This is a genomic window from Paenibacillus wynnii, assembly GCF_000757885.1.
Classification (GTDB): Bacteria; Bacillota; Bacilli; order Paenibacillales; family Paenibacillaceae; genus Paenibacillus_AQ; species Paenibacillus_AQ wynnii.
Map to the genome: position 1 here is coordinate 2,204,141 of NZ_JQCR01000003.1, position 20,850 is coordinate 2,224,990.

General features: G+C 43.5%; 21 protein-coding genes. 3 read left to right on the forward strand and 18 right to left on the reverse strand.

Going from position 1 to position 20,850, the window contains the following annotated elements:
* Positions 1–28 precede the first annotated feature (28 nt).
* The 13 genes from PWYN_RS25705 to PWYN_RS25765 all read right to left on the reverse strand — a co-directional run bounded on the left by PWYN_RS25705 (position 29) and on the right by PWYN_RS25765 (position 13,447).
* The gene (locus PWYN_RS25705) at positions 29–418 is read right to left on the reverse strand and encodes a hypothetical protein (RefSeq protein ID WP_036657879.1); all 390 of its coding nucleotides are present in this window, start codon (positions 416–418) and stop codon (positions 29–31) included.
* A 23-nt stretch (positions 419–441) separates the two neighbouring features.
* The gene (rsmH, locus tag PWYN_RS25710; RefSeq protein WP_036657881.1) at positions 442–1,395 is read right to left on the reverse strand and encodes a 16S rRNA (cytosine(1402)-N(4))-methyltransferase RsmH; all 954 of its coding nucleotides are present in this window, start codon (positions 1,393–1,395) and stop codon (positions 442–444) included.
* Positions 1,396–1,434: 39 nt separating this feature from the next.
* Positions 1,435–1,872, reverse strand: coding sequence for a division/cell wall cluster transcriptional repressor MraZ (gene mraZ, locus PWYN_RS25715; RefSeq protein ID WP_036657883.1), 438 nt, complete (start codon positions 1,870–1,872; stop codon positions 1,435–1,437).
* A gap of 207 nt (positions 1,873–2,079) precedes the next feature.
* Entirely contained in the window at positions 2,080–3,351 is a 1,272-nt protein-coding gene (locus PWYN_RS25720; RefSeq protein ID WP_036657886.1) for an adenosylhomocysteinase, read from the reverse strand.
* 253 nt (positions 3,352–3,604) lie between these two features.
* Positions 3,605–5,236, reverse strand: coding sequence for a bacillithiol biosynthesis cysteine-adding enzyme BshC (gene bshC, locus PWYN_RS25725; RefSeq protein ID WP_036657888.1), 1,632 nt, complete (start codon positions 5,234–5,236; stop codon positions 3,605–3,607).
* Between the two features lie 176 nt (positions 5,237–5,412).
* The gene (locus tag PWYN_RS25730; protein WP_036657891.1) at positions 5,413–6,336 is read right to left on the reverse strand and encodes an ABC transporter ATP-binding protein; all 924 of its coding nucleotides are present in this window, start codon (positions 6,334–6,336) and stop codon (positions 5,413–5,415) included.
* The gene (locus tag PWYN_RS25735; protein WP_036657893.1) at positions 6,333–7,328 is read right to left on the reverse strand and encodes an ABC transporter ATP-binding protein; all 996 of its coding nucleotides are present in this window, start codon (positions 7,326–7,328) and stop codon (positions 6,333–6,335) included. The genes PWYN_RS25730 and PWYN_RS25735 overlap by 4 nt, the downstream gene beginning before the upstream one ends.
* Positions 7,329–7,343: 15 nt before the next feature.
* The gene (locus PWYN_RS25740; RefSeq protein WP_036659191.1) at positions 7,344–8,270 is read right to left on the reverse strand and encodes an ABC transporter permease; all 927 of its coding nucleotides are present in this window, start codon (positions 8,268–8,270) and stop codon (positions 7,344–7,346) included.
* 21 nt (positions 8,271–8,291) lie between these two features.
* Positions 8,292–9,224: an ABC transporter permease gene (locus PWYN_RS25745; protein ID WP_036657896.1), complete on the reverse strand. Its 933-nt coding sequence runs from the start codon at positions 9,222–9,224 to the stop codon at positions 8,292–8,294.
* A gap of 229 nt (positions 9,225–9,453) precedes the next feature.
* Positions 9,454–11,157: a peptide ABC transporter substrate-binding protein gene (locus PWYN_RS25750; protein WP_036657898.1), complete on the reverse strand. Its 1,704-nt coding sequence runs from the start codon at positions 11,155–11,157 to the stop codon at positions 9,454–9,456.
* 151 nt (positions 11,158–11,308) lie between these two features.
* Complete coding sequence (locus PWYN_RS25755) at positions 11,309–11,695, reverse strand: DUF3397 domain-containing protein (RefSeq protein ID WP_036659193.1); 387 nt, start codon at positions 11,693–11,695, stop codon at positions 11,309–11,311.
* 5 nt (positions 11,696–11,700) lie between these two features.
* A complete protein-coding gene (locus PWYN_RS25760) occupies positions 11,701–12,672 on the reverse strand; it encodes a ketopantoate reductase family protein (protein WP_036657901.1) in 972 nt (323 codons plus the stop codon).
* 124 nt (positions 12,673–12,796) lie between these two features.
* Positions 12,797–13,447 carry an RsfA family transcriptional regulator gene (locus tag PWYN_RS25765; protein ID WP_036657903.1) on the reverse strand — a complete coding sequence of 217 codons (651 nt, stop codon included), beginning with the start codon at positions 13,445–13,447 and terminating at the stop codon, positions 12,797–12,799.
* Positions 13,448–13,790: 343 nt separating this feature from the next.
* Between PWYN_RS25765 and PWYN_RS25770 the strand changes: the two genes are divergently transcribed.
* Positions 13,791–14,027, forward strand: a complete 237-nt coding sequence (locus tag PWYN_RS25770; RefSeq protein ID WP_036657908.1) for a DUF2626 family protein — start codon at positions 13,791–13,793, stop codon at positions 14,025–14,027.
* Positions 14,028–14,215: 188 nt separating this feature from the next.
* Complete coding sequence (locus PWYN_RS25775; protein ID WP_240479835.1) at positions 14,216–15,352, forward strand: coiled-coil domain-containing protein; 1,137 nt, start codon at positions 14,216–14,218, stop codon at positions 15,350–15,352.
* Between the two features lie 11 nt (positions 15,353–15,363).
* On the opposite strand, the gene PWYN_RS25780 is transcribed toward PWYN_RS25775, so the two are convergent.
* Positions 15,364–16,602, reverse strand: a complete 1,239-nt coding sequence (locus tag PWYN_RS25780) for an ABC transporter substrate-binding protein (RefSeq protein ID WP_036657910.1) — start codon at positions 16,600–16,602, stop codon at positions 15,364–15,366.
* 178 nt (positions 16,603–16,780) lie between these two features.
* Positions 16,781–18,112: a PhoH family protein gene (locus PWYN_RS25785; RefSeq protein WP_036657912.1), complete on the reverse strand. Its 1,332-nt coding sequence runs from the start codon at positions 18,110–18,112 to the stop codon at positions 16,781–16,783.
* Between the two features lie 104 nt (positions 18,113–18,216).
* On the opposite strand from PWYN_RS25785, the gene PWYN_RS25790 reads away from it, so the two are divergent.
* A complete protein-coding gene (locus PWYN_RS25790; protein WP_036657914.1) occupies positions 18,217–18,744 on the forward strand; it encodes a YhcN/YlaJ family sporulation lipoprotein in 528 nt (175 codons plus the stop codon).
* Between the two features lie 39 nt (positions 18,745–18,783).
* Here the strand turns inward: PWYN_RS25790 and PWYN_RS25795 are convergent, their stop codons facing one another.
* The 3 genes from PWYN_RS25795 to PWYN_RS25805 all read right to left on the reverse strand — a co-directional run bounded on the left by PWYN_RS25795 (position 18,784) and on the right by PWYN_RS25805 (position 20,761).
* Positions 18,784–19,236, reverse strand: coding sequence for a PNPOx family protein (locus PWYN_RS25795; RefSeq protein ID WP_036657916.1), 453 nt, complete (start codon positions 19,234–19,236; stop codon positions 18,784–18,786).
* 101 nt (positions 19,237–19,337) lie between these two features.
* Entirely contained in the window at positions 19,338–20,417 is a 1,080-nt protein-coding gene (locus tag PWYN_RS25800) for an LCP family protein (protein ID WP_036657917.1), read from the reverse strand.
* A gap of 47 nt (positions 20,418–20,464) precedes the next feature.
* On the reverse strand, positions 20,465–20,761 hold the full coding sequence (locus tag PWYN_RS25805) for a YlaH-like family protein (protein ID WP_036657919.1): 297 nt from the start codon (positions 20,759–20,761) through the stop codon (positions 20,465–20,467).
* Positions 20,762–20,850: the final 89 nt, after the last annotated feature.

Sequence of the window (20,850 nt, forward strand, 5' to 3'; positions counted from 1 at the left end):
CTCTACTTTTTTCAAAAAAAAGTCATTATTAATTATTGTCGCTGCCCGTAGAAAGTTCCGCTTTAGGCACATAGATATCTTCACTCGGCTCACCGAAGCCCCAGCTTTTCGCTTTTCCAGCTACCATTTGTTCAAGCTTCTGCTTCTCCATCTGATAAACGGCAATCTTCTTATTTGATTTGGATATGACTTCATCTAATTGCTGCGCCTGCTTGTTCAAATCGTAAATGTGGAGATATCTCCACACCAGCGTTCCCGCCACTAGAACAAATAGAGTGAGAGTCAGCATATACAGCAGCTTCTCTCGCAGTGGAAGTACCATGCGTCTGGTAACCACTTTCGTCTTCTGGCGGTAAAGTGAGTCTACCTGTTCTTTTCTCTTGGGTTGAACTGCCAAATTTCCGCGGGTATAAGCCATTTCCGACTCTCCTTTATTGTCATTTACAATTTCTCTGCGATGCGCAGCTTCGCTGACCGGGCGCGTGAATTAAGTTCCAGCTCCTCGTCACTAGGCATAAGCGGTTTACGGTTAATTAATTTAACAGTGCCTTCACTGCCGCATACGCAAAACGGAAAGTCAGGCGGACATGTGCATTTTTTTAGGTAGCTGCTTAAAATCTGTTTACAAATCCGGTCCTCCAAAGAATGGAACGTAATTACCGATACTCTTCCTTCGGGTGCCAGACATCGTACAGCTGCGTGTAATCCTTCTTCAAAAGCTCCAAGTTCATCATTTACAGCAATGCGTAAGCCTTGAAAGCTGCGTTTGGCGGGATGTCCACCTGTTCTTCGCGTAGCTGCCGGAATAGCTTCCTTAATGATTTCAGCCAGCTCACCAGTCGTTTCAATGGGGCTCACAGCCCTTTTGTCCAAGATCCGTTTGGCGATCCGCCGCGAGAATTTTTCTTCACCGTATTGGAAAAGAACTCGGGCGATTTCCTGTTCAGACCATGTATTGACAATATCGGCCGCCGTTAAAAGCGCAGTCTGATCCATCCGCATATCCAGCGGGGCATCATGATTGTAACTGAACCCGCGATCCCCCTGATCGAATTGAGGTGACGAAACCCCGAGATCGAACAGAATTCCATCCACTTGAGGGATGCCGTCAAGCTTCGGAACAAAGGACAATCCCTTAAGTACACTTTCCAGATCACGAAAATTCGTTCTGACCAAAACAATTTTTTCTCCAAACGGAGCCAATTTTTCTTTTGCATTATCCAAAGCCCAATCATCCTGGTCCAGACAGATAAGTCTTCCTTTATCGCTAAGCTTAGAGGCAATTAACGAACTATGCCCTGCCCCGCCTAATGTACAGTCGACGTAAATGCCATCTTCCTTGATGTGTAGCCCTTCTGTCGCTTCTTCCATAAGTACCGTGATGTGGTGAAACAAGCCGCAGCCCTCCAGACAAGTATTCGGTATGTGTAATGTTTATAAATTAAAATTGAAATCAACCAATTTCTCGGCAATCTCGTTGAAGGATTCTTCTGACTGACCGAAATACTGCTCCCAAAGCTCCTTGTTCCAGATCTCCACCCGGTTAGATACCCCTAGAATGACACAGTCTTTGTCCAGCTTCGCATATTGTCGTAAATTACCCGGCAGGTTTACCCTGCCCTGCTTATCCCAGACGCATTCGGTCGCTCCTGAGAAAAAAAAGCGGCTGAACGCACGGGCGTCAGATTTCATCAGTGAAAGGCTTTTAAGCTTTTGCTCCATGATTCCCCATTCATCCATAGGATAAACAAAAATACAGGAATCTAGGCCGCGGGTCGCAACAAAGGAGGTTCCAAGTAAATCACGGAATTTAGCCGGTATAATAATACGGCCTTTGTCGTCAATGCTATGCTGAAACTCCCCCATAAACATCGGCTACCCACTCCTAACTACAAATTACCCACTTTGCCCCACTTTTCACCACTTAAGCATAATAGATTCGCCATTAAAAATCAAAAACCTTTTTCCTAAGGAAGGAAAATATAACCTTTTGGGCATTTAAAAGGCAAAAAGCCGCTAACCCGGAGGGAAATATCCGGCTAGACGGCTTTTTAACGTTCGGGAAAGATTCAATCCTAATTAAGCGTTCAAATCCCAGCTGTCCAAATAAGCTACTTGTTCTGGTGTTAAGGTATCGATGGCAAGTCCAATACTCTCTAGATTATAGCGTGCCACTTGCTCATCCAGTTCATAAGGAACATTCTCAACTTTAACGCCGATGCTCTTATAATTGTCATTCACATATTTTAAAGATAAAGCTTGAAGAGCAAAGGTCATATCCATGATTTCAGCCGGATGTCCATCTGCTGCCCCCAAATTTACAAGTCTGCCTTCCGCCAACAGGTATAGCTTACGACCGTCTTTAAGCTGGTACTCCTCAATGTTTTTGCGAACCGTACGCTGAGATACCGATCTCTCTGATAACTCCGGCTTGTTTACCTCTACATCAAAATGGCCCGCGTTGCAAAGAATTGCGCCGTCCTTCATCACATCGAAATGTTCTCCGCGAATTACGTAACGATTACCCGTAACCGTGATGAAGAAATCACCCAGCTTGGCAGCTTCCACAATCGGCATCACATGAAAACCGTCCATGTGCGCTTCAACAGCCTTAATCGCATCGACTTCAGTAACAATTACGTTTGCCCCTAGACCTTTTGCACGCATTGCCACACCTTTACCGCACCAACCGTAACCCACTACAACTACTGTTTTTCCAGCTACCATTAGGTTAGTGGTACGGATAATGCCATCCCATGCAGATTGGCCTGTTCCATAACGATTGTCGAACAAGTGCTTGCAATACGCATCATTCACAGCAACCATAGGGAATTTCAACATTCCTTGCTTTTCCAAAGCTTTAAGTCGAATAATTCCGGTAGTAGTCTCTTCAGCACCCCCGCGAATATTCACCATAAGATCCGGACGCTCAGAATGCAGTAAGGTAGCAAAATCCCCACCGTCATCGATAATCAAATCCGGTTTACTTTCCAGGGCCTTAATATTGAGCGCTTTGAACTCTTCCGGTGAAGGATTGTATTTCGCGAATACGGTAATACCGTCCTCCACTAACGCTGCACATACATCATCTTGCGTTGAGAGCGGGTTGGAACCTGTAATAGTGACTTCCGCACCACCGGCTTGTACAACCTTTGCCAGATAAGCAGTTTTGGCTTCCAAATGTAGGGTAATAGAAACCTTCAGTCCCTTGAACGGCTGCTCCTTTTCGAACTGCTCACGGATTCGGTTAAGCACAGGCATATGCTGTTTAACCCAATCAATTTTCAAATGACCTTCAGGGGCTAACGCCATATCGGTAACGATACTGTTTTGTTTGGATAATGAACTCATATTATACCTCCTAAAATTTATCTATATAGATTGAACTTTAAAACTAAAGAAAAAGGAACGGAGTGACGGAGGGGAGTTTTGGAACTGTAGGAGCGAAAGCGACCGCCTTTGTCTACGGATTTCTACCGCGACAAGCGGTATCAATCAAAGAAATCTGTAGACAACAGCGGCCGGAAGTCCAAACATTCACCGCAGTGCGACTAATCCCTTATTCTAAAAATCTTAAGTTCAATCTATATAGCTTATAATCTGATTACATATATATCACGCGATGCGTACCGCTGAAGTCTGGAGGAAGGGCCGCCAGTTCATCTATCCAAGCCGGCCCATAGCGGTTTAAATAATACATTACATTGTATACTCTCTCCTGAAGTTTGCCCAACGGCAGAAGAGACAACTCAATACGCTCCCATTGCCGAAGCGCCGCTTCATTTTGTTTTTCCATCGCATCCCGCGCTTTAGCCTGCAAAAAGGATATTTGATCTACGATTTTATCTTTATTGCTGCTGCCCAGCTTGAGCAGTCCTGTCTGAATGGTTCCCAGCTGTTCTATCAAAGGATCGTACAGGGCTGTAAATGCAGCCTTAGCTTCTTCAAAACGTCTTTCGATCTCCAGCTCATCCTGCGCATTCAGCCATTGCTGCTTCTTATCACGCAATCCTTCAAGTACATCTATAAAAGATAATCCGTATTTATCCATGTGCTTGTGCAAAGTTCCCTCAATAATTGTATAAGACATCCGTGGAAGCAAAAGAGGCATCTGACCGCCCAGTGTTTCGAAAGCTTGCTTGGTAATTGCCCAATAAGACATTTCACCTTGTCCCAGTACGGTTGTTAACACTGGTAAAATATAATCCTGCATTAGCGGCCGGGTTAGCACATTATTACTAAATCGCTCCGGATGAGCTTCAAGAATTGCCAGCAATTCTTCCTGTGAAAAGGAAACTTGGCCCTTACGATCGGTAAATAATCCGTCTTTTTTAAGCAACAGCAGACGCGCACCCTCGTGGATATAGAACAAATTCGCCGCACCTTTAGTTACGTCAGCCTGCAGCTCGTAACCACTGGAAGTAATATCTGCCGCTGAATGAAAATAGGCTTGTTCCAATTTGTCATTCTCCATGATTAGTGCTTGAAAGAAAGGTTGCTCCAACTTACGCAGTTCATTGTCTGCAGAATCAAGTAATATTAGACCATATTTACCAAACAAGGAGCCCATAAGACTGGCGAAAGCATCTGTCATACTGACAGTCCCTGCTGAAGAATCCCGAACGAACTCCATAATTTGCGCTTTAAATTCACTATCCTGAAGCATGGCTTCCAATTTATCTACGGCCTGAGTCCAATTTTCCTGATGTACATCTATAGCACTAACGGATGAACGGGGACCTTCCGGGTCTTCCATTCTAATCTTAGAAATTTCTGTCGTTCGATTGAGAACATAGGTATGATCGACTTCGTCCCAGTCATGATCCTCGCCTGCAATCCAAAAGATAGGCACTACCGGTCGGCCTAGGCTTTCTGTGGCTTCTTTAGCAGCTAATATAGTCGTAATTGCCTTGTAAATCACTAGAAGCGGGCCTGTGAACAGACCGCTTTGCTGTCCCCCAGTCACCACTAACGTTCCCGCCTGCTTAAGTAAATCAATAGATGCGGCTACCGCCGCATGAGCATTGTGCTTGGTATTATAGGTAAGCAAAGTCTCTGCAACCTTGATTCGGTCCGCACGGGAATTCTCCATACGATCCAGCCATTCCATCCGGTGACGTCTGCTCTCTACATTACGGAAGTCTCCGCCATAGAGATGATCTACCGATTCATAAGACTTTATATAGTCACGGGCAAGCGTATGCCCTCCCGGAAGTGGCACAGAAATAACATTCATTGCATTTGCCTCCTATTCTCAAACCAGTTGTATGTATAACCTATCGGTTAAACCCTATATGATTGTATACAATGTAGAAGGCGGCGTCAAAGATGTGCAGTCTAAAAAGACAAGAAAGAGGATTATTTAGCACCTTAATCGGCCTCCAAATAACCCCCATCATATGATTTTTCCAATTAAGCGTATTGTTTTGTAACCCAATGCCCTTTAGACACTTCTACTAATTCAAAATCACTATCATTGCTCTTCTCGTTAGCCGAATAAATCGGAGTTCCGAGTTCATCGTGCAAGATGATCCGTTTCTTGTTCATTTCTATGTCCGGATCAGGAATTGGAATGGCCGATAGCAAAGATTGAGTGTATGGATGAACCGGATTAGCATATAGCTCTTCACTCTCCGCGATTTCAACCATACGTCCAAGGTACATTACTACTACACGGTCACTGATGTGCTTAACCATGGAAAGATCATGGGCAATAAACAAATAAGTAAGACCCAATCGATCTTGCAGTTCTTTCAACAAATTGACAACCTGTGCCTGAATGGACACGTCAAGTGCTGAAATCGGCTCGTCACATACTATAAACTTCGGATTAACCGCTAAAGCACGGGCAATACCAATCCGCTGCCGTTGTCCGCCAGAGAACTCATGGGGATAACGAGTGGCGTGGTCAGGATTCAATCCAACCATATCCAGCAAATCTTCAATCCGTTTTTTACGTTCTTGACGGCTGCCTGCAAGATTATGAATATCCAGTGCTTCTCCGATAACATCCGAAATCGTAAAGCGCGGATTCAATGAGGCATATGGATCTTGGAAGATCATTTGCATGTCACGGCGCATAGCCTTCATTTTGCCGGAAGAGAGCTTATTAATGTCAGTACCATTAAATAGAACACTTCCTGCTGTTGGTTCATATAATCGAAGGATAGTACGTCCAGCGGTAGATTTACCGCAGCCAGACTCCCCTACCATACCCAGAGTTTCACCCGGGCGAATAGAAAAGTTAAGATTATCAACGGCACGAAGCACTTTGTGGTTTCCTACGTTGAAATATTTTCTAAGGCCTTTAACTTCAATTAGATTATTACCGCTCATGAGTGTCCGGCCTCCTTCGCCATAGGGTGATGATCCCAACAACGTGCCATGTGTGTATTGCTGAAATAAGTAGCATCCGGATCAATTCTCTCACAAATGCTCATCGCCTCATCACAACGGGCAGCGAATGGGCAACCTAGTGGCGGCTTGATCAAGTCCGGCGGTGTACCAATAATCGGAATAAGCGGCTCGTCCTTTCTTTGGTCGAGACGAGGCATAGACCGTAGCAAGCCTTTGGTATAAGGATGCTGTGGATTTTTAAAGATCTCCATTTTGGTACCTGATTCGACAATCTCACCTGCATACATTACAACTACACGGTCAGCAATGCCTGCGACTACGCCAAGATCATGGGTAATCAGAATAATGGAAGTTCCAAGACGTTGCTGAATGTCTTTCATGACATCCATAATCTGTGCTTGAATCGTTACATCAAGCGCAGTAGTCGGTTCATCAGCAATAAGTAAGGCAGGACGGCAAGCCAAGGCAATGGCAATCATTACACGTTGGCGCATACCACCGGAGAATTCATGTGGATATTGGTTAAAGCGGGAATCAGCATTTTTGATGCCGACAAGCTTAAGCATTTCAATCCCTTGCTTTCTCGCTTCGCCCGCTGACATTTTCTGATGTTTGATTAATACTTCAGTAATCTGTTTGCCAACCTTGATAGTCGGGTTCAGAGAAGTCATCGGATCCTGAAAAATCATGCCAATATCTTTTCCACGAATTCTTTCCATCTGTTTGGAAGTGAACTTCAGTAGGTCTTTACCTTGAAAAATAATCTCACCCTTGTCAATCTTGGACGGAGGTGAGGGAATGAGCTGCATAATGGTCTGGGCGGTGACACTCTTACCACTACCCGACTCCCCTACGATTGCAACTGTCTCACCTTTATTAACTTCGAAGTTCATGCCGCGAACAGCCTTAACTTCTCCACCTTTAACTTTGAACGATACATGTAGATCTTTTACTTGCAAAATCGGTTCCATTATTCTCACCTCCTGTTATTTCAGTTTAGGATCAAGTGCATCCCGGAGACCGTCTCCAAAGATATTAAAGGCCAACATCGTTATACTGATTGCTAAAGCTGGGAAAATCATACGCCAAGGATAGTTCATCCATCCTGTTCTGGCATCATTAACCATGGAGCCCAATGAAGCTACAGGTGCTTGTACACCCAGACCCAAGAAACTTAGAAAAGCCTCTGCAAAAATAGCACTTGGAACGGAAAGTGTAATCGTAACTATAATCGGTCCGATTGCATTTGGAAGCAAATGACGGAATAAAAGTCGTCCGGATCCTGCACCCATAGAACGGGATGCCAAAACAAACTCACGATTCTTAAGCTGCATAATCTCACCGCGGACAATCCACGACATATTAATCCAGCCAGTAATGGTTAACGCTAGAATGATGGTACCTATGCTTGGCTCTAATACAACAAGCAGCAATATTGTTACTAGCAGATAAGGAATGGAGTACAATATTTCTGAGAATTTATTCATGATTGAATCTAGACGACCACCGAAGTAACCCATAACCCCGCCATAAGTGACACCAATGATTAAGTCAATTAATGCTGCGGCGAAACCAACAATAAGAGAAATTCTTGCACCCATCCAGGTACGTACCCACATATCACGACCAAGGTCATCTGTACCGAACCAATGGGCGGCAGAAGGAGGCTGATTCGTGTTCATCAAATCATTTGAATAATAGTTAAAATCGGAAAAATACGGACCAAAAATAGCGGCAAGCATTATAAAGACCATTGCAGTAAAAGCCGTCATAGCCATTTTATTCTTGCGCAGACGGTACATGGAGTCACGCCAAGCGGATAAACTCTCACGTTGGATGATTTCGGCCTCTTTTTTGTCCGTGCCAATTTTTTTGAAATCTTCCGGCTTAAGCGGTGCAGCTTTTGAAGACATGGATTGATTTGCAGACAAGACTTAGCCCTCCTTTCTTCCGCTCAGCTTGATTCGCGGATCGATAAACACATACAGAATGTCTGTCGTAAAACGCGCAAGCATTAGCAGAACTCCATAGAAAATCGTAATACCCATGATCAGCGTATAATCACGTACGCCGATAGCTTGTACAAATTGCTTACCAATACCACCTATACCAAAGATCTGTTCAATAACCACCGAACCTGTAACGATATCGGCAGTCATAGGTCCAACATAAGTAACGACAGGCATAATCCCATTACGGATAACATGGCGGAACATAATCGTTGCCCAATTCAAACCCTTTGCTTTTGCAGTCTTGATATAATCCGCATGTAGGACTTCTAGCATGCTTGATCTTGTCAGACGGGCGATAAACGCAATCGGCTTAAAGCTAAGTGCTGCCACAGGCAGGACATAGTCTAGCGGACCCGTAAAGCCCATGACTCGAAACATATGAAACTTGTATGCAAAAATATATTGTAGTAGCGCTGCTACCAAGAAGCTTGGCACCGCAATCCCTAAGACCGCTATCACCATCGCTACATTGTCTATCAACTTTCGATGATACAATGCGGCAAGCATTCCCAATAGAACACCGATGACAACAGAAACTACAATAGCAATACTACCGAGTTTCAGGGAAGCAGAAAAAGTCTTGCCTATCAGTCCACTTACGTCTTGATTTAACTGCTTCATGGAGATCCCCAAGTCACCTTGCGCGATATTCCCCATATACTTCAAATATTGATTCCAAATAGGCTGATCTAAACCATATTGCTGATACAGTCGTGCCTGAACTTCCGGCGGGACTTTTTTCTCAGACATAAATGGATCACCTGGAATAGCCTTCATTAAGAAAAAGGTCGCAGTAATCAATATTAGAAGTGATACAAGCATGTAGAAAAATTTATTGGAAATATAACGTACCATCGCCAGTAGTGCACCTCCTTTATAAAATGAAAAAAAAAACGACATAATTCGATTTTAGGAGAAACCGAACCTTTTGTCCATTCTATTACTTTGCATTTTTTGATATTTTTAACACATGTAATCACACACAAAAAAACGGGATATATATGGGTTTACCACATATATATCCCTAGATTATATGATATGTGCCTGAGATGTGTCGCACATCATGATACAATCTTATCTTAGTTTAGTGCTCCAACAAATATACTTTGGAATAGTCTACAGCACCGTCGTATCCTACGCTTACACCTTTAAGGTAAGGCTTCACAAGAGAAACGTTAGTGTAGTAGTAGATAGGCATGATACCCATTTCATTTTTCACCAAAATTTCTTCAGCTTTACGGAAGTTAGCCATGCGCTTTGCATTGTCTACTTCGCTAAAAGCTTCGTCTAGCAATTTATCATATTCTGGATTGTCTAATTTAATATCATTGTTACCATTGCCTTTTTTCCACATATCCATGAATGTCATTGGATCGTTGTAATCTGGGTTCCATCCAGCACGTGCTACTTGATAGTCACCATTTTGACGATTCTTAATGAATACTCCCCACTCTTGGTTTTCAGTTTTCACTTCAACACCAAGATTGTTTTTCCACATGTCAGCAATAGCCAAAGCTATTTTCTTATGACCTTCGCTTGTGTTGTAGATCAGGGTAACAGGCGGTAATGTTGTGTATCCTTTTTCTTTCATACCAAGCTCAAGAAGTTTCTTAGCTTCAGCATAGTCTTCTGTAAAGTAATCATCTTTATATTCAGAACGATAATCAGCTGCATCAGTCGAACCTTTAATGCCCGGTGGAATGTATCCAAAAGCAGGAACTTGTGAAGCCAATGTTACCTTATCAACGATATCTTGACGGCTGATTGACATTGCAAATGCTTTACGGATGTTAGCATTGTCAAACGGTTCTACTAGTGTATTGAATTCGTAGTAGTAGATACTTGCTACTGGTTTCAATGTGAAATCGTCCGGCAATTCTGTTTTTAGAACTGGAATTTGGTCTGGTGGAATATCGCCGTTTGGTGCGCCGGCACGATCAATTTCACCATTCTTATAACTAAGTACTTCTGTTGATGCTTCATTAACGATTGTAGAGGTAATCTTAGTCAACTTAACATTGTCTTTATCCCAATACGTATCGTTCTTTGTGTATTCTACAGATTGTCCAGTAATCCAGCTTGTCAGATTAAAAGGACCGTTTGTAATCATTGTTTTTACTTCAGTTGCCCATTTGTCATTGCCTTCAACCGATTTGTGAACAGGATAGAAGGTATAAAAATCCATAAGGTTCAAGAAATATGCTGTAGGGTTTTTAAGAGTAACTACCAAAGTACGGTCATCTTGTGCTTTGACACCCACTTCGGCGAAATCTTTAATTTCACCTTTGTTAAATTGCTCAGCATTTTTTAAATAGTAAAGTTGTTGTGCATACGGTGGTGCAGGAACTGTAGCAGGATCAAGCACGCGTTTCCAAGCAAATACAAAGTCATTTGCTGTTACAGCATCGCCGTTGCTCCATTTGCTTTCGCGCAAGTGGAAGGTATAAACCAAACCGTCTGGTGATACTTCCCATTTCTCAGCTACACCAGGAGCTTCTTTACCGTCTTTGTCTACACGTACCAGACCTTCATACATTAACTTCAATGCAACGTGGGCTTGGCTGTCTTGAGCTTGACCTGGATCAAAAGTTGGAACGTCAGCACTCATATTGAGTCTAAGCGTCTGGTCAGCTGCCAGTTTTTCATCCCCAGCGGTGTTGCCAGTGTTTGCTGTGTTACCTTTGTTGCCATTGTTTGCGCTGTTTGTGTTATTTCCGCAGCCCGCAAGCACTGTGCCGATAACAAGAACTAGTGCAATTATGAGCAATAGACTTTTACTCTTCTTCATCTAGCAGATCCCCCTAAATAGAATTGTGGTATATGGTTTCTGATTATACAACCAGTGGTCAAAAAAATCTAGAGGAATGTTTTTTGAAAATGATTTTTTTTTCATTCTTTAAAGTTTTGTGACGTTGACGCTTCACCGAAGCAATGGAACGTTACACGACCTGTGATATGTACTGAATCAATCCGACGAACATAAACACTAAATAACCGATGCTCATTAACATAAAACTGAGTCTCCAAACGGCGCGGAACAAGCGTTTTCCGTCCACTTTTCCCTTCAAACGGTTCTGTGCTCCACCGATCAAACCTGCCGCAATTAAGATAATAAGTAAGAATAAATAAAATCCGAAGTTGTTTTGGAAAATAATATTAAATAAAGCAGATACTGATAGTAGTAAAAAAAGCGTAGTTACATCCATTGCAAGTAAAAATGATTTCTTCTTATCCTTTTTTAGGGCGATACTTATAAAATATACGAGTAAAAAAGGAATAAACGGAATAACACTTAGAGTTATAACCGAATTTTGCAGTAATTCCAATAGCTTCACCCCTTCTCCACGTTCATGCCTTCCATGACTCTGCAAATCCAACGATGAGCTGGAACTGCTACACCTGACCGATCCGCCATATCTAAAATATTACCATTTATCCACCTGATTTCCGTTGCTCTTCCTGCAAGAACATCCGCAAGCATTGAGGAAGTATTTCCAGCGGTAGCCTGACATACCTGAAGTACATTCTCCCAAGCATTGGCATCGTACTCGATTCCAACAGCTTCGAAAACGGTAATTGCTTCCTCATAGAGCTCCCTCATTAACTGCATCCGAGAAGAAGAAGAAAGCAGTTCGCCGTTAGGAATACGCCATATGGCAGTGAGTGGATTAATAATAGCGTTTATCAAGAGCTTTCGGTAAATCTTGGATTCCACTTCATTCGACAAATGGGATAAGAATCCTGCTGCATTTAAATGGGTAAGTAAACTAATTGCTTCAGAATCATCATTTACACTTCTTTTATCATTCTTTCGATGATGCCATAAACCCACCCAGGTCTCTCCGGTACCGGTATGAATTACTTCTCTCGGCGATTTGACCTTAGCAGCTTCGGTCGTTACGGCCACATATAAATGTGCCTCAGGGAGCAGTTCCTGTAACATCTCCATATGTCCGCTTCCATTCTGGAAACATATAATATGAGGTTTATAATTACGCAGCGGCGCCAACGTCTCAACTAACTCTGTATGCAGTACGTTTTGTTTCACCGTAAGAATGACCCAGTCAGAGGGACTTTGTACATATTCATCTATAAATCCTGTAGTTGCTGATGCTTCCAGCCGTTCACCGGGAATCCAAAGCGACTCCCGTTCATCTACATAACTTACGGTTAGACCTTTCATTTTCAGTTCCTGTGCTTGCAGTTCACCCCTGCACCAAAGTCTAATTTCATTCCCGGTCGAGGCTAGTTTTCCACCCAGCAGCAAACCTAGTGAACCCGCACCAATTAGATCAATTTTCATGTATTCCACCCGCCGTTACCTACAATTTGTTTACAGTATATCCCTATGGCTCTTGCAAAAGCAAAAACAAAAAATCCCGCAGATAGCTCAAGGCTACCTCCGGGATTTACATAAAATTAAAGATTCATTCGATACGCTCTAGATTTCCGTTCGCATCCATTTTGAAGCGTGTCTTCATTTCCTCTTCTTCCTCGTTCAAAAAAGCCAATCTTCGTGCGCGGTCCATAATTTGGATTAAGGCTTTGTAATCATCATTAACTACACGATAATCACTTTGGGCAAGATTGATTTCCTTGGATAAACGCTCATTCTCTAACCGCAAATCTGTCAGTTCATCTTCCTTGTCCCGCAGGTCTCTTTCCAGCATTTTCAGCTGCCGGCCTGCTTCATGAAAAGTGCCCTTCCATTGTCTTAGGAAACGAATAACGGCATCAATAGAAAGTGTATTCTCATTTAATCCTTCACTTCGTCCGTATCCCTCTTCGATTTCCCCGATCATAAGAGCCGCTACCTGAGCTCCTCTTACACTCGGTTGTTTTTTCAAATAGCTTCGTTTCTGGCGCTGACCTTTTGCGATTCCAATAGCATCTTCATAACTTTTGCGAACGCAGCTATTCCAGCGAAACCCACATGCTGCCGAGGTTCTGCCGATTTTTTCGCCTACCTCTTCAAAAGCGGCAAGCTGCGTACTCCCTTCACGAATGTGGCGTAGGGTTACTTCCGCTAATATTAGATCGTCTTCCGCACTCCATGCATCCTGTCTAACGGCTGTCATCCAACCTAACCTCCTAACAACATCATAAAATAACCATCTTCATAACCGACAGCTCTGCCGGATAGTGAATAGGGATAAAAGCTGCTTACTCCATTCCTATGCCTCTAATAGAGTTCATAGAATCTATTTGATACTAAATTGTATTGCCATTTTATGTGCTGATCATACACGGGTAATTATAAATTCTTGAAATACACTTAATTTACGGGTGTCAAATGCATTTATCACATTTTTATGAATTCCGCTCTTTTTTTTGGTTGAATTCGTTTACACACATTTATGAAGCGGGTATAATTAAATAAAGAATTGTTCGTCAGATACATACTGAAGGGGGGACTCACAAGTGGATCGCATGTTTCGAGTACTGGGCTTTTTCACTCTTGCTATCGGGCTGATGGCATTTGCAGGAGATTTGACGGAGATGGCTCTTCTTTTCTTTTTACAAACTGCATTTTTCGTAATTCTAGGTTATATGAAATTTACAGAAAGGATTTATATCCTTTTATTTTGGGCGTACATGTTTGTAACCTTTACAGGCTTCAGCTATTGGACCATTTTCCAAATGGGTCTTCCACTATAAACGTTATTTTTTCATGAAACGGGGACTATTCCTTCTCTTAAGGAAGGTCCCCGTTTTTTTTGCGCGATCTTTTTTGTAGGTCAAAAGCTCGAAAGGGGTTATGATATTTTAGTGGGGATGATCATATTATGAAAGATACCGGCTTATCCCGTTTCCTAAATCTTATAACTTAACAAGGTGGTGGTGTGGTGCTGTCCCGCTGTTCTCTTAGTCGCATGATTGCGGCCATACTTGTAGCGTTATGCTGCATAATTCTGCTGCCTTACGGCGCAGTCACTCTAGCTGCTAATCCCGGCGATTCTGTTCCCCCTACTCTCTCTCTCGATATGCCGGATAATCAAGAAACTCGCGACCTCCTTCAAAAAACATTGTCCGTGTCTGAAATAGACCGGGAAATTATCCGTATTAGCGCAGACCAAATCTCTCTGGAGAAGAAGGTCACCCTTTTGAATAAGCAAGCGGTTGAAAAGAAAACTGCTATTGCTTCCCAAGAGGAACGTGCAGGCGCTATCGTGCGTTCTTATTATGTAGGGGACAGAGACGGGCTGTTGGCGGCCTTTCTATCGGCTAAGAGCTTAAGTAAATTGTTTCTGCTATTTGATTATTATGAACTGACTATTGGACGGGACCAAGAGATTTTGCAGCAATATGAAGATCAATATAAGGATTTGAAGTCTACGATTCAATCTGCCGAACGAAGTTCCAGGGAATTAGCAGAGCTCAAGTACAACTTGGAGGAACAGAAGATTAGAGTAGAAGCTCTTAACAAGGAGATTGAAAGCGGGTTGGAAGAGAGTACAGATCCCATTAAAATGAGCGCTTTGCTAGAGGAATTTACGCAATATTGGGAAAATATCGGGCTTCATGAAGTCAAAACCTATTTCAAGGCATTGTCGGCAGCGATGAATAACTTGCCAGAATTCGTACAAAGTCGCGAAGGAGTACTGGAGCGGCGAGGGATGACCTATAACCTGAAACTAAAGGAAGAAGATTTAAATGAATTCTTACACTCCCAAAATAAGCTTTTTGAGGATTTTGCATTTCACTTTGATGAAGACGCCGTAACCGCATCCGGAAAAAGCGGCAATTTATCACTCCAATTAAAAGGGCATTATACTCTATTGGCACCACCTGAGAGCGGTCTGATGTTTCATGTTGATGATGTTATTTTTAATGGTCTGAAGCTCCCGGATACGACACGAAAATCACTGGAAGAGGAGTTTGATCTCGGTTTTTATCCAGAAAAGGTGATTTCATTCCTTCATGCTACGGAAGTGGACAGCAAAAAAGGCGTTCTGCATGTCACCTTAACTTTAAAATTCTAATCTGATTCAACTTAAGGTTCCTGAGCTTCGGGTTGAGGCGTGCTTAACGCCTCCCTGTAAGCGGCGGCATCCATCTTGCTCGTGAGAAATGAGGTTACCCTTGCGGCCGTCTCCCCCCAGCTTCCCTTAACATCAGTAGGGGTAGTATCGTCACTCAGAAAGATATGGGTATCGAAGGGCAGGTTCTCTGTTCCGGGAAGGCCTGATTTGTATAACTCATCCAGTGCCGGTAACCGCCCCGTGTACTCCAGCCATTCTAATTGAGCAGATCTGGAAGTGATGTATGATAACCAAGCAACAGCTTCCTCAGGGTGAAGGGATTGTGCAGAAAGTGCAAAACAACGACTAGAGAGCGAGCCAAGACCTCCACTATTGCCTTTGACCAGTGGAGCTTCTGCTGTTAATGTTGAGTTCCCATGAATCTCCCACTCCGATAATGGCATAATGGCAACGGCTATACTACCGCCCTGAAGCATATCCCATACGTTTTTATTATACTGACTGGTTAAATAGAAATAACTTCGTGCATGTTCAGTCCATTCTATTGGAGCTGAATCCTCTGAGAGCAGATCACTGCCCATACTCTCCAATAAGGCCGAATATCCATATGGATTGCGGGTATCCATTGATAATAAACTAGCCCCTTTTACTTTACGGACATTCTGCAGCAGAGCGTTCCATTCCTCCAAACTTCTCGGCAACTTATCCATTCCCAACTCAGTAAGTCTTTGCGGGTCATACACAAGAACATAGGGATCAATATCAAGCGGTACGCCCCAGTCATAGCCGTTCCATTGGTATAGCGGAATTAAAGAGGTGAGGGGCGTGCTCCCCGGGGCGCTCTGATATACATCAACAGGAAGTAAAAATCCTTGAGTTGCCAAATCCAAAATATTTCTGCCCTCAGTCATGATAATATCCGGGCTGTCTCCAATGGTTAAATCACTGAGCAGCTTCTGCTCTGCCTGTTCGGCAGCTACATTCTTCATGTCAACCGTAACACCGCTGGACAAAGCATATCTTCCACTAATCAGCTCCAGTTCCCGAAATTCTTCCTCACTTAGCGATACGGTAATGTCAAGTTTGCCCAAATCCCCCTTTTCACCTGAAGAAGGTTGTGTGGACTGATCTTGAGGTTTTCGTTTAGGGTGAGGTCCTTCACTTGTATTAAGCTCCAGGCTGGGAGAGAGACTAGTCAATGAAAGCAGTAATATTGCAAATAATAGCCAATAGTTTTTACGTTTCAGCACCTTCCACTCCCTCTTTATCGCACTTGTCTCCCTATTCTACCAATCTTTCCTCCTTTTGTCTGCACCCATTGAAAACGCTGTTTTTCTAAAATATAGTGAATAAAAACTTAAGCAGCAAGCCCCCAACCATATGGGGACTTGCTGCTTTTCTGATACATAGCGCTATTAAAATTATCTCCTATAAGAGATCTGCAGCCAATTGAGCCAGGTGCGAACGCTCACCCTTCTCCAGCGTGATATGTCCACTGATACCTTGCTGTTTGAATTTCTCAACAATGTAACTCAGCCCGTTGCTAGCTGCATCCAGATAAGGATGGTCAATTTGCTCCGGATCACCCATAAGGATTACTTTACTGCCTTCTCCTGCTCTGGAGACGATAGTCTTCACCTCATGGCGCGATAGATTTTGTGCTTCATCAATAATGATGAACTGCGCCGGGATAGAACGGCCACGGATATAAGTAAGCGCCTCTACCTGAATGCTGCCTAGACCCATTAATATTTTATCGATATCACCGGCTTTTTTGGTATCAAATAAATATTCAAGATTATCGTAGATCGGTTGCATCCAAGGCCGAAGTTTCTCATCCTTCTCCCCGGGCAGATAGCCAATATCCTTACCCATCGGGACTACCGGACGGGCAATAAGCAGTTTCTTATATTTATGCGCATCCTCTACCTTGAACAAGCCGGCAGCCAATGCAAGGAGCGTTTTACCTGTTCCAGCCTTGCCGGTAATAGTTACCAGCGGGATATCATCATTGAGGAGCAGCTCCAGAGCCATTCGTTGTTGGGCGTTGCGGGCACTAATTCCCCATACAGCGTCATTGCCCAAGAATAGCGGCTCCAAGCGGGAGGCGTCACTATTCACTTTGAGAAGAGCGGATTTAGTACTGCCTATTTCATCCTTTAGAATAATAAATTCATGAGGATACAGAGAGTACGACAATCCCAGCTGTTTAACGGATAAAGAGCGGTTGCTATAATATTCATCAATTAAGGATGGATGAACCATTAGGGTTTGATATCCTGCATACAGTTCACTCAGATCCCCCGTCCGGTCAGACAGGAAATCCTCCGGTGTAATGCCAAGTACATCCGCTTTAATCCGGACAAGCACATCTTTACTTACAAGAACCACTGGGCAAGGATCGGGTTTTTCTTTCTCCTCATTCAGATAATTAAGAGCTACAGCTAAAATCCGATTGTCATTCGAAACCTCACCGAACATTTCCTGTACCTTCAAAAAACTTCGATGATTGAGTTCAACCTTCAGCTTCCCTCCGTGTTCAAGCTCAACCCCGCTGTGCAGGTGACCCAGTTCACGAAGACCATCTAGCAGACGGGACACAGTTCGGGCGTTGCGGCCAATCTCATCAGCATTGCGCTTCTTGGAGTCGATTTCTTCCAGCACAATCGCAGGAATGATTACCAAATTCTCCTTGAAAGCAAAAATTGAATTGGGGTCGTGCAGAAGCACGTTGGTGTCTAGTACAAAGATTTTTTTCATGTTATCCCCTCCACAGCGCCTGGTTTGATTGGTCATACATAACTCTTTCCACCTTAGGCAAAGATAAATTCACTACGGATCTTGGCAGAAAGGAGTAAGCACATATGAGAAAACCAATGTGTCTATTGCTGGTACTGCTGCTGCTGACAAGCTGCGGTATCGTTAATAAAGAGACATCACCCTCTCCTCAGAATCAACAATCTGCAAATAACAACAACGGGGATAGCGATATAAGACAGCTCTCGAATGATGATGCGGCTCCGGAGAACAATAGAGATATTGCCACCAAAGATCATTTGGAACAACTCGCAATAAGAGTTCCTGGAGTAAATGGCGCTCATTGCGTCGTAATGGGCAACACCGCCATAGTCGGGATCGATGTGGACGGCAACCTGCCGCGTTCCAGAGTCGGCATCATCAAGTACTCGGTAGCTGAGGCGCTCCGGAAGGACCCCGCAGGCATGAACGCACTTGTTACCTCAGATATGGATCTCTCGAACAGACTGGCCGAGATGAGCCGCCATGTGGGCCAAGGGCACCCTGTGTCGGGCTTTACCGCTGAGATGGCTGATATTATCGGTCGAATTATCCCACAGCTTCCAGAGGATACAAAGCCGCAAGGAGAACAATAAATCAATTCATTTGGTCAAAAAAAGCCCAGTGAGAACTCACTAGGCTTTTTTCATGGCAGCAAACACTTGACCGTCGAGCTTGTCTGCCGCTCGCTGGTCATAAACCTTTGCATATCGAGGAGCAGAGTCTAACTGCGCTCCATAAAAAAGTGCGTTACGCACCGCTTCAATTTCAACATCAAAACAACACATCTTGAAAGGCACATCCAGAAGCGGATCCTGCTTAACCATGGCATGCCCATTGATAGCATGCACTGTCCCTTCACCAAATACAGTGATAGTTACAAGCTGGTTAACTTTCATATTATTCACGAGTCTGGAGCGATGATCAACTGCAAGACGAATAATGGATGGGCTCACCGCATAAATCCACGAGATCGCAGTGGACGTAGGGCCTCCAGTTTCCGCATCAACCGTGTTCAAGAGGACAAAGGTTTCCGATTGGAGCATCGTCAGGAGCGATTCATTAAGTAAAGCAACGGATTCGGACATAGCAGCTGACCCCCTATGCGACATGAATGCATTCAATTAATTAATTGTATTATAACATAGGTTGAAACTTGCATTCAATTTTATCAGGGATGAGCCCTCTATCAGGGACTGTCTGAGGTAGCCGGGGATGTTTCAGTCAGTCGATCCTGAAGACTTTGTTTGGCAGCATCTAGCTCTTCTTCGTTAATATATACATAGGGACTGCGCCATGTTCCAGTTACAGGCTTAAACTCCACGTCATTCTTAGAGATTTTGTAATAATGGGCTATCATATCTTTGAACTGGTCCCGTTCGATATCGGTCTTCATATTGTTATCGACAGCATCCAGAACACCACCGATTTTGATTACACCGCCAATAGACTGCATTTTGTCGATCATGGAATGCAGAACCTCGTTTTGGCGCTTATTGCGTTCAAAATCGTCTGATCCTTTGGTTTTAGGCTCACAATTGGATTTACGGTACCGAACATAGTCAAGCGCTTTATCGCCATTCAGCTTTGCCGGTCCCTTTTTCAAATTGATATTCGTCCCGTCAACGCTATCTGTATAGCACATGTCGTTACTGATATTTACGTTAACTCCTTTTAACGCATCCACCACGTCACGAAAGGCCTGGAAATCCAGAATGGTTACATAATCCACTTTAACATCCAAATACTTGCCCATCATTGTCTTCATCTCATCTTCCGCCGAAAGACCCGAGGTTTTCTCTTTCTTCTTGAAGCGCGAATAGTAGCCATTAATCTTATCCTTCTTATATCCGTCCAGTTCTAAATACGTATCCCGCGGAAGCGAAACGATGGTAGCGGATTTGGTTACCGGATTAAGCGAAACAACCATAATGACATCCGTTAGGGAAGAAGCGTGCTTAGGTCTATTGTCCGTACCCAAAAGGAGCATGGTGAGCGGTTTGACCTTGGCTGATTGCTCGGGAGCCACCGGCTTGTCAACACCGGTATCCAATACACCTTGATCAAGCTTCATGTACAAGTAAGTGAAATATCCGACCACTCCAAGAACCGCAATAATAAAGAGGATAAGGATGGCTCTTCCCAGTCTGGCGAAGAAGCCTTTCTTTTTCTTTCCTTTAGACTTCTTAGGAACGGATTTTGGGGGCTGCTGTCTGTTATTTCTTTGTTGTCCATTCCTAGGTGGCAAACTGTTGTTGCGTGTACTCATAATAGAATAAGTCCTTTTCGTTTCATTTGGAATGTAAGAGCTGCGTATTACTGTCTTTTAGCTAACGCGGCGGCTTTTTTCTTCTGCCTGGCTTCCACAAAATAACGCACCCGCACAAGAAGCATCAGGCCTACTGCGACTAATAAACACTGAATGATAGGCAGCTTATCATGCTGAAAAATAAGGAGCATGCCTGAGCCGACGGCCATCATAATATAAAGTACAATTTCTTTGCCGATAGGCAATTTCTGATTAACACGAAATACCTGATTATACACATAAGTAAGCAGTACAAATATAACGATATAGGCAATAACGGGATGCGCAGCAAACCAGACCTGCATAGCTCAGTCACTCCTTCTGTGTATACAATAATGATTACATTATACCATCTGCAGTCCATTTTCACCTCATTGACTTAAGATTAACGTCT

What these genes read in the sequence shown, in the direction of transcription:
- PWYN_RS25750 (WP_036657898.1), bottom strand. Translation starts at nt 11,157, where the DNA reads ATGAAGAAGAGTAAAAGTCTATTGCTCATAATTGCACTAGTTCTTGTT.
- PWYN_RS25760 (WP_036657901.1), bottom strand. Translation starts at nt 12,672, where the DNA reads ATGAAAATTGATCTAATTGGTGCGGGTTCACTAGGTTTGCTGCTGGGT.
- PWYN_RS25805 (WP_036657919.1), bottom strand. Translation starts at nt 20,761, where the DNA reads ATGCAGGTCTGGTTTGCTGCGCATCCCGTTATTGCCTATATCGTTATA.
- PWYN_RS25785 (WP_036657912.1), bottom strand. Translation starts at nt 18,112, where the DNA reads ATGAAAAAAATCTTTGTACTAGACACCAACGTGCTTCTGCACGACCCC.
- PWYN_RS25735 (WP_036657893.1), bottom strand. Translation starts at nt 7,328, where the DNA reads ATGGAACCGATTTTGCAAGTAAAAGATCTACATGTATCGTTCAAAGTT.
- PWYN_RS25730 (WP_036657891.1), bottom strand. Translation starts at nt 6,336, where the DNA reads ATGAGCGGTAATAATCTAATTGAAGTTAAAGGCCTTAGAAAATATTTC.
- PWYN_RS25800 (WP_036657917.1), bottom strand. Translation starts at nt 20,417, where the DNA reads ATGAGTACACGCAACAACAGTTTGCCACCTAGGAATGGACAACAAAGA.
- mraZ (WP_036657883.1), bottom strand. Translation starts at nt 1,872, where the DNA reads ATGTTTATGGGGGAGTTTCAGCATAGCATTGACGACAAAGGCCGTATT.
- bshC (WP_036657888.1), bottom strand. Translation starts at nt 5,236, where the DNA reads ATGAATGTTATTTCTGTGCCACTTCCGGGAGGGCATACGCTTGCCCGT.
- PWYN_RS25790 (WP_036657914.1), top strand. Translation starts at nt 18,217, where the DNA reads ATGAGAAAACCAATGTGTCTATTGCTGGTACTGCTGCTGCTGACAAGC.
- PWYN_RS25720 (WP_036657886.1), bottom strand. Translation starts at nt 3,351, where the DNA reads ATGAGTTCATTATCCAAACAAAACAGTATCGTTACCGATATGGCGTTA.
- PWYN_RS25765 (WP_036657903.1), bottom strand. Translation starts at nt 13,447, where the DNA reads ATGACAGCCGTTAGACAGGATGCATGGAGTGCGGAAGACGATCTAATA.
- PWYN_RS25740 (WP_036659191.1), bottom strand. Translation starts at nt 8,270, where the DNA reads ATGTCTTCAAAAGCTGCACCGCTTAAGCCGGAAGATTTCAAAAAAATT.
- PWYN_RS25705 (WP_036657879.1), bottom strand. Translation starts at nt 418, where the DNA reads ATGGCTTATACCCGCGGAAATTTGGCAGTTCAACCCAAGAGAAAAGAA.
- PWYN_RS25795 (WP_036657916.1), bottom strand. Translation starts at nt 19,236, where the DNA reads ATGTCCGAATCCGTTGCTTTACTTAATGAATCGCTCCTGACGATGCTC.
- PWYN_RS25745 (WP_036657896.1), bottom strand. Translation starts at nt 9,224, where the DNA reads ATGGTACGTTATATTTCCAATAAATTTTTCTACATGCTTGTATCACTT.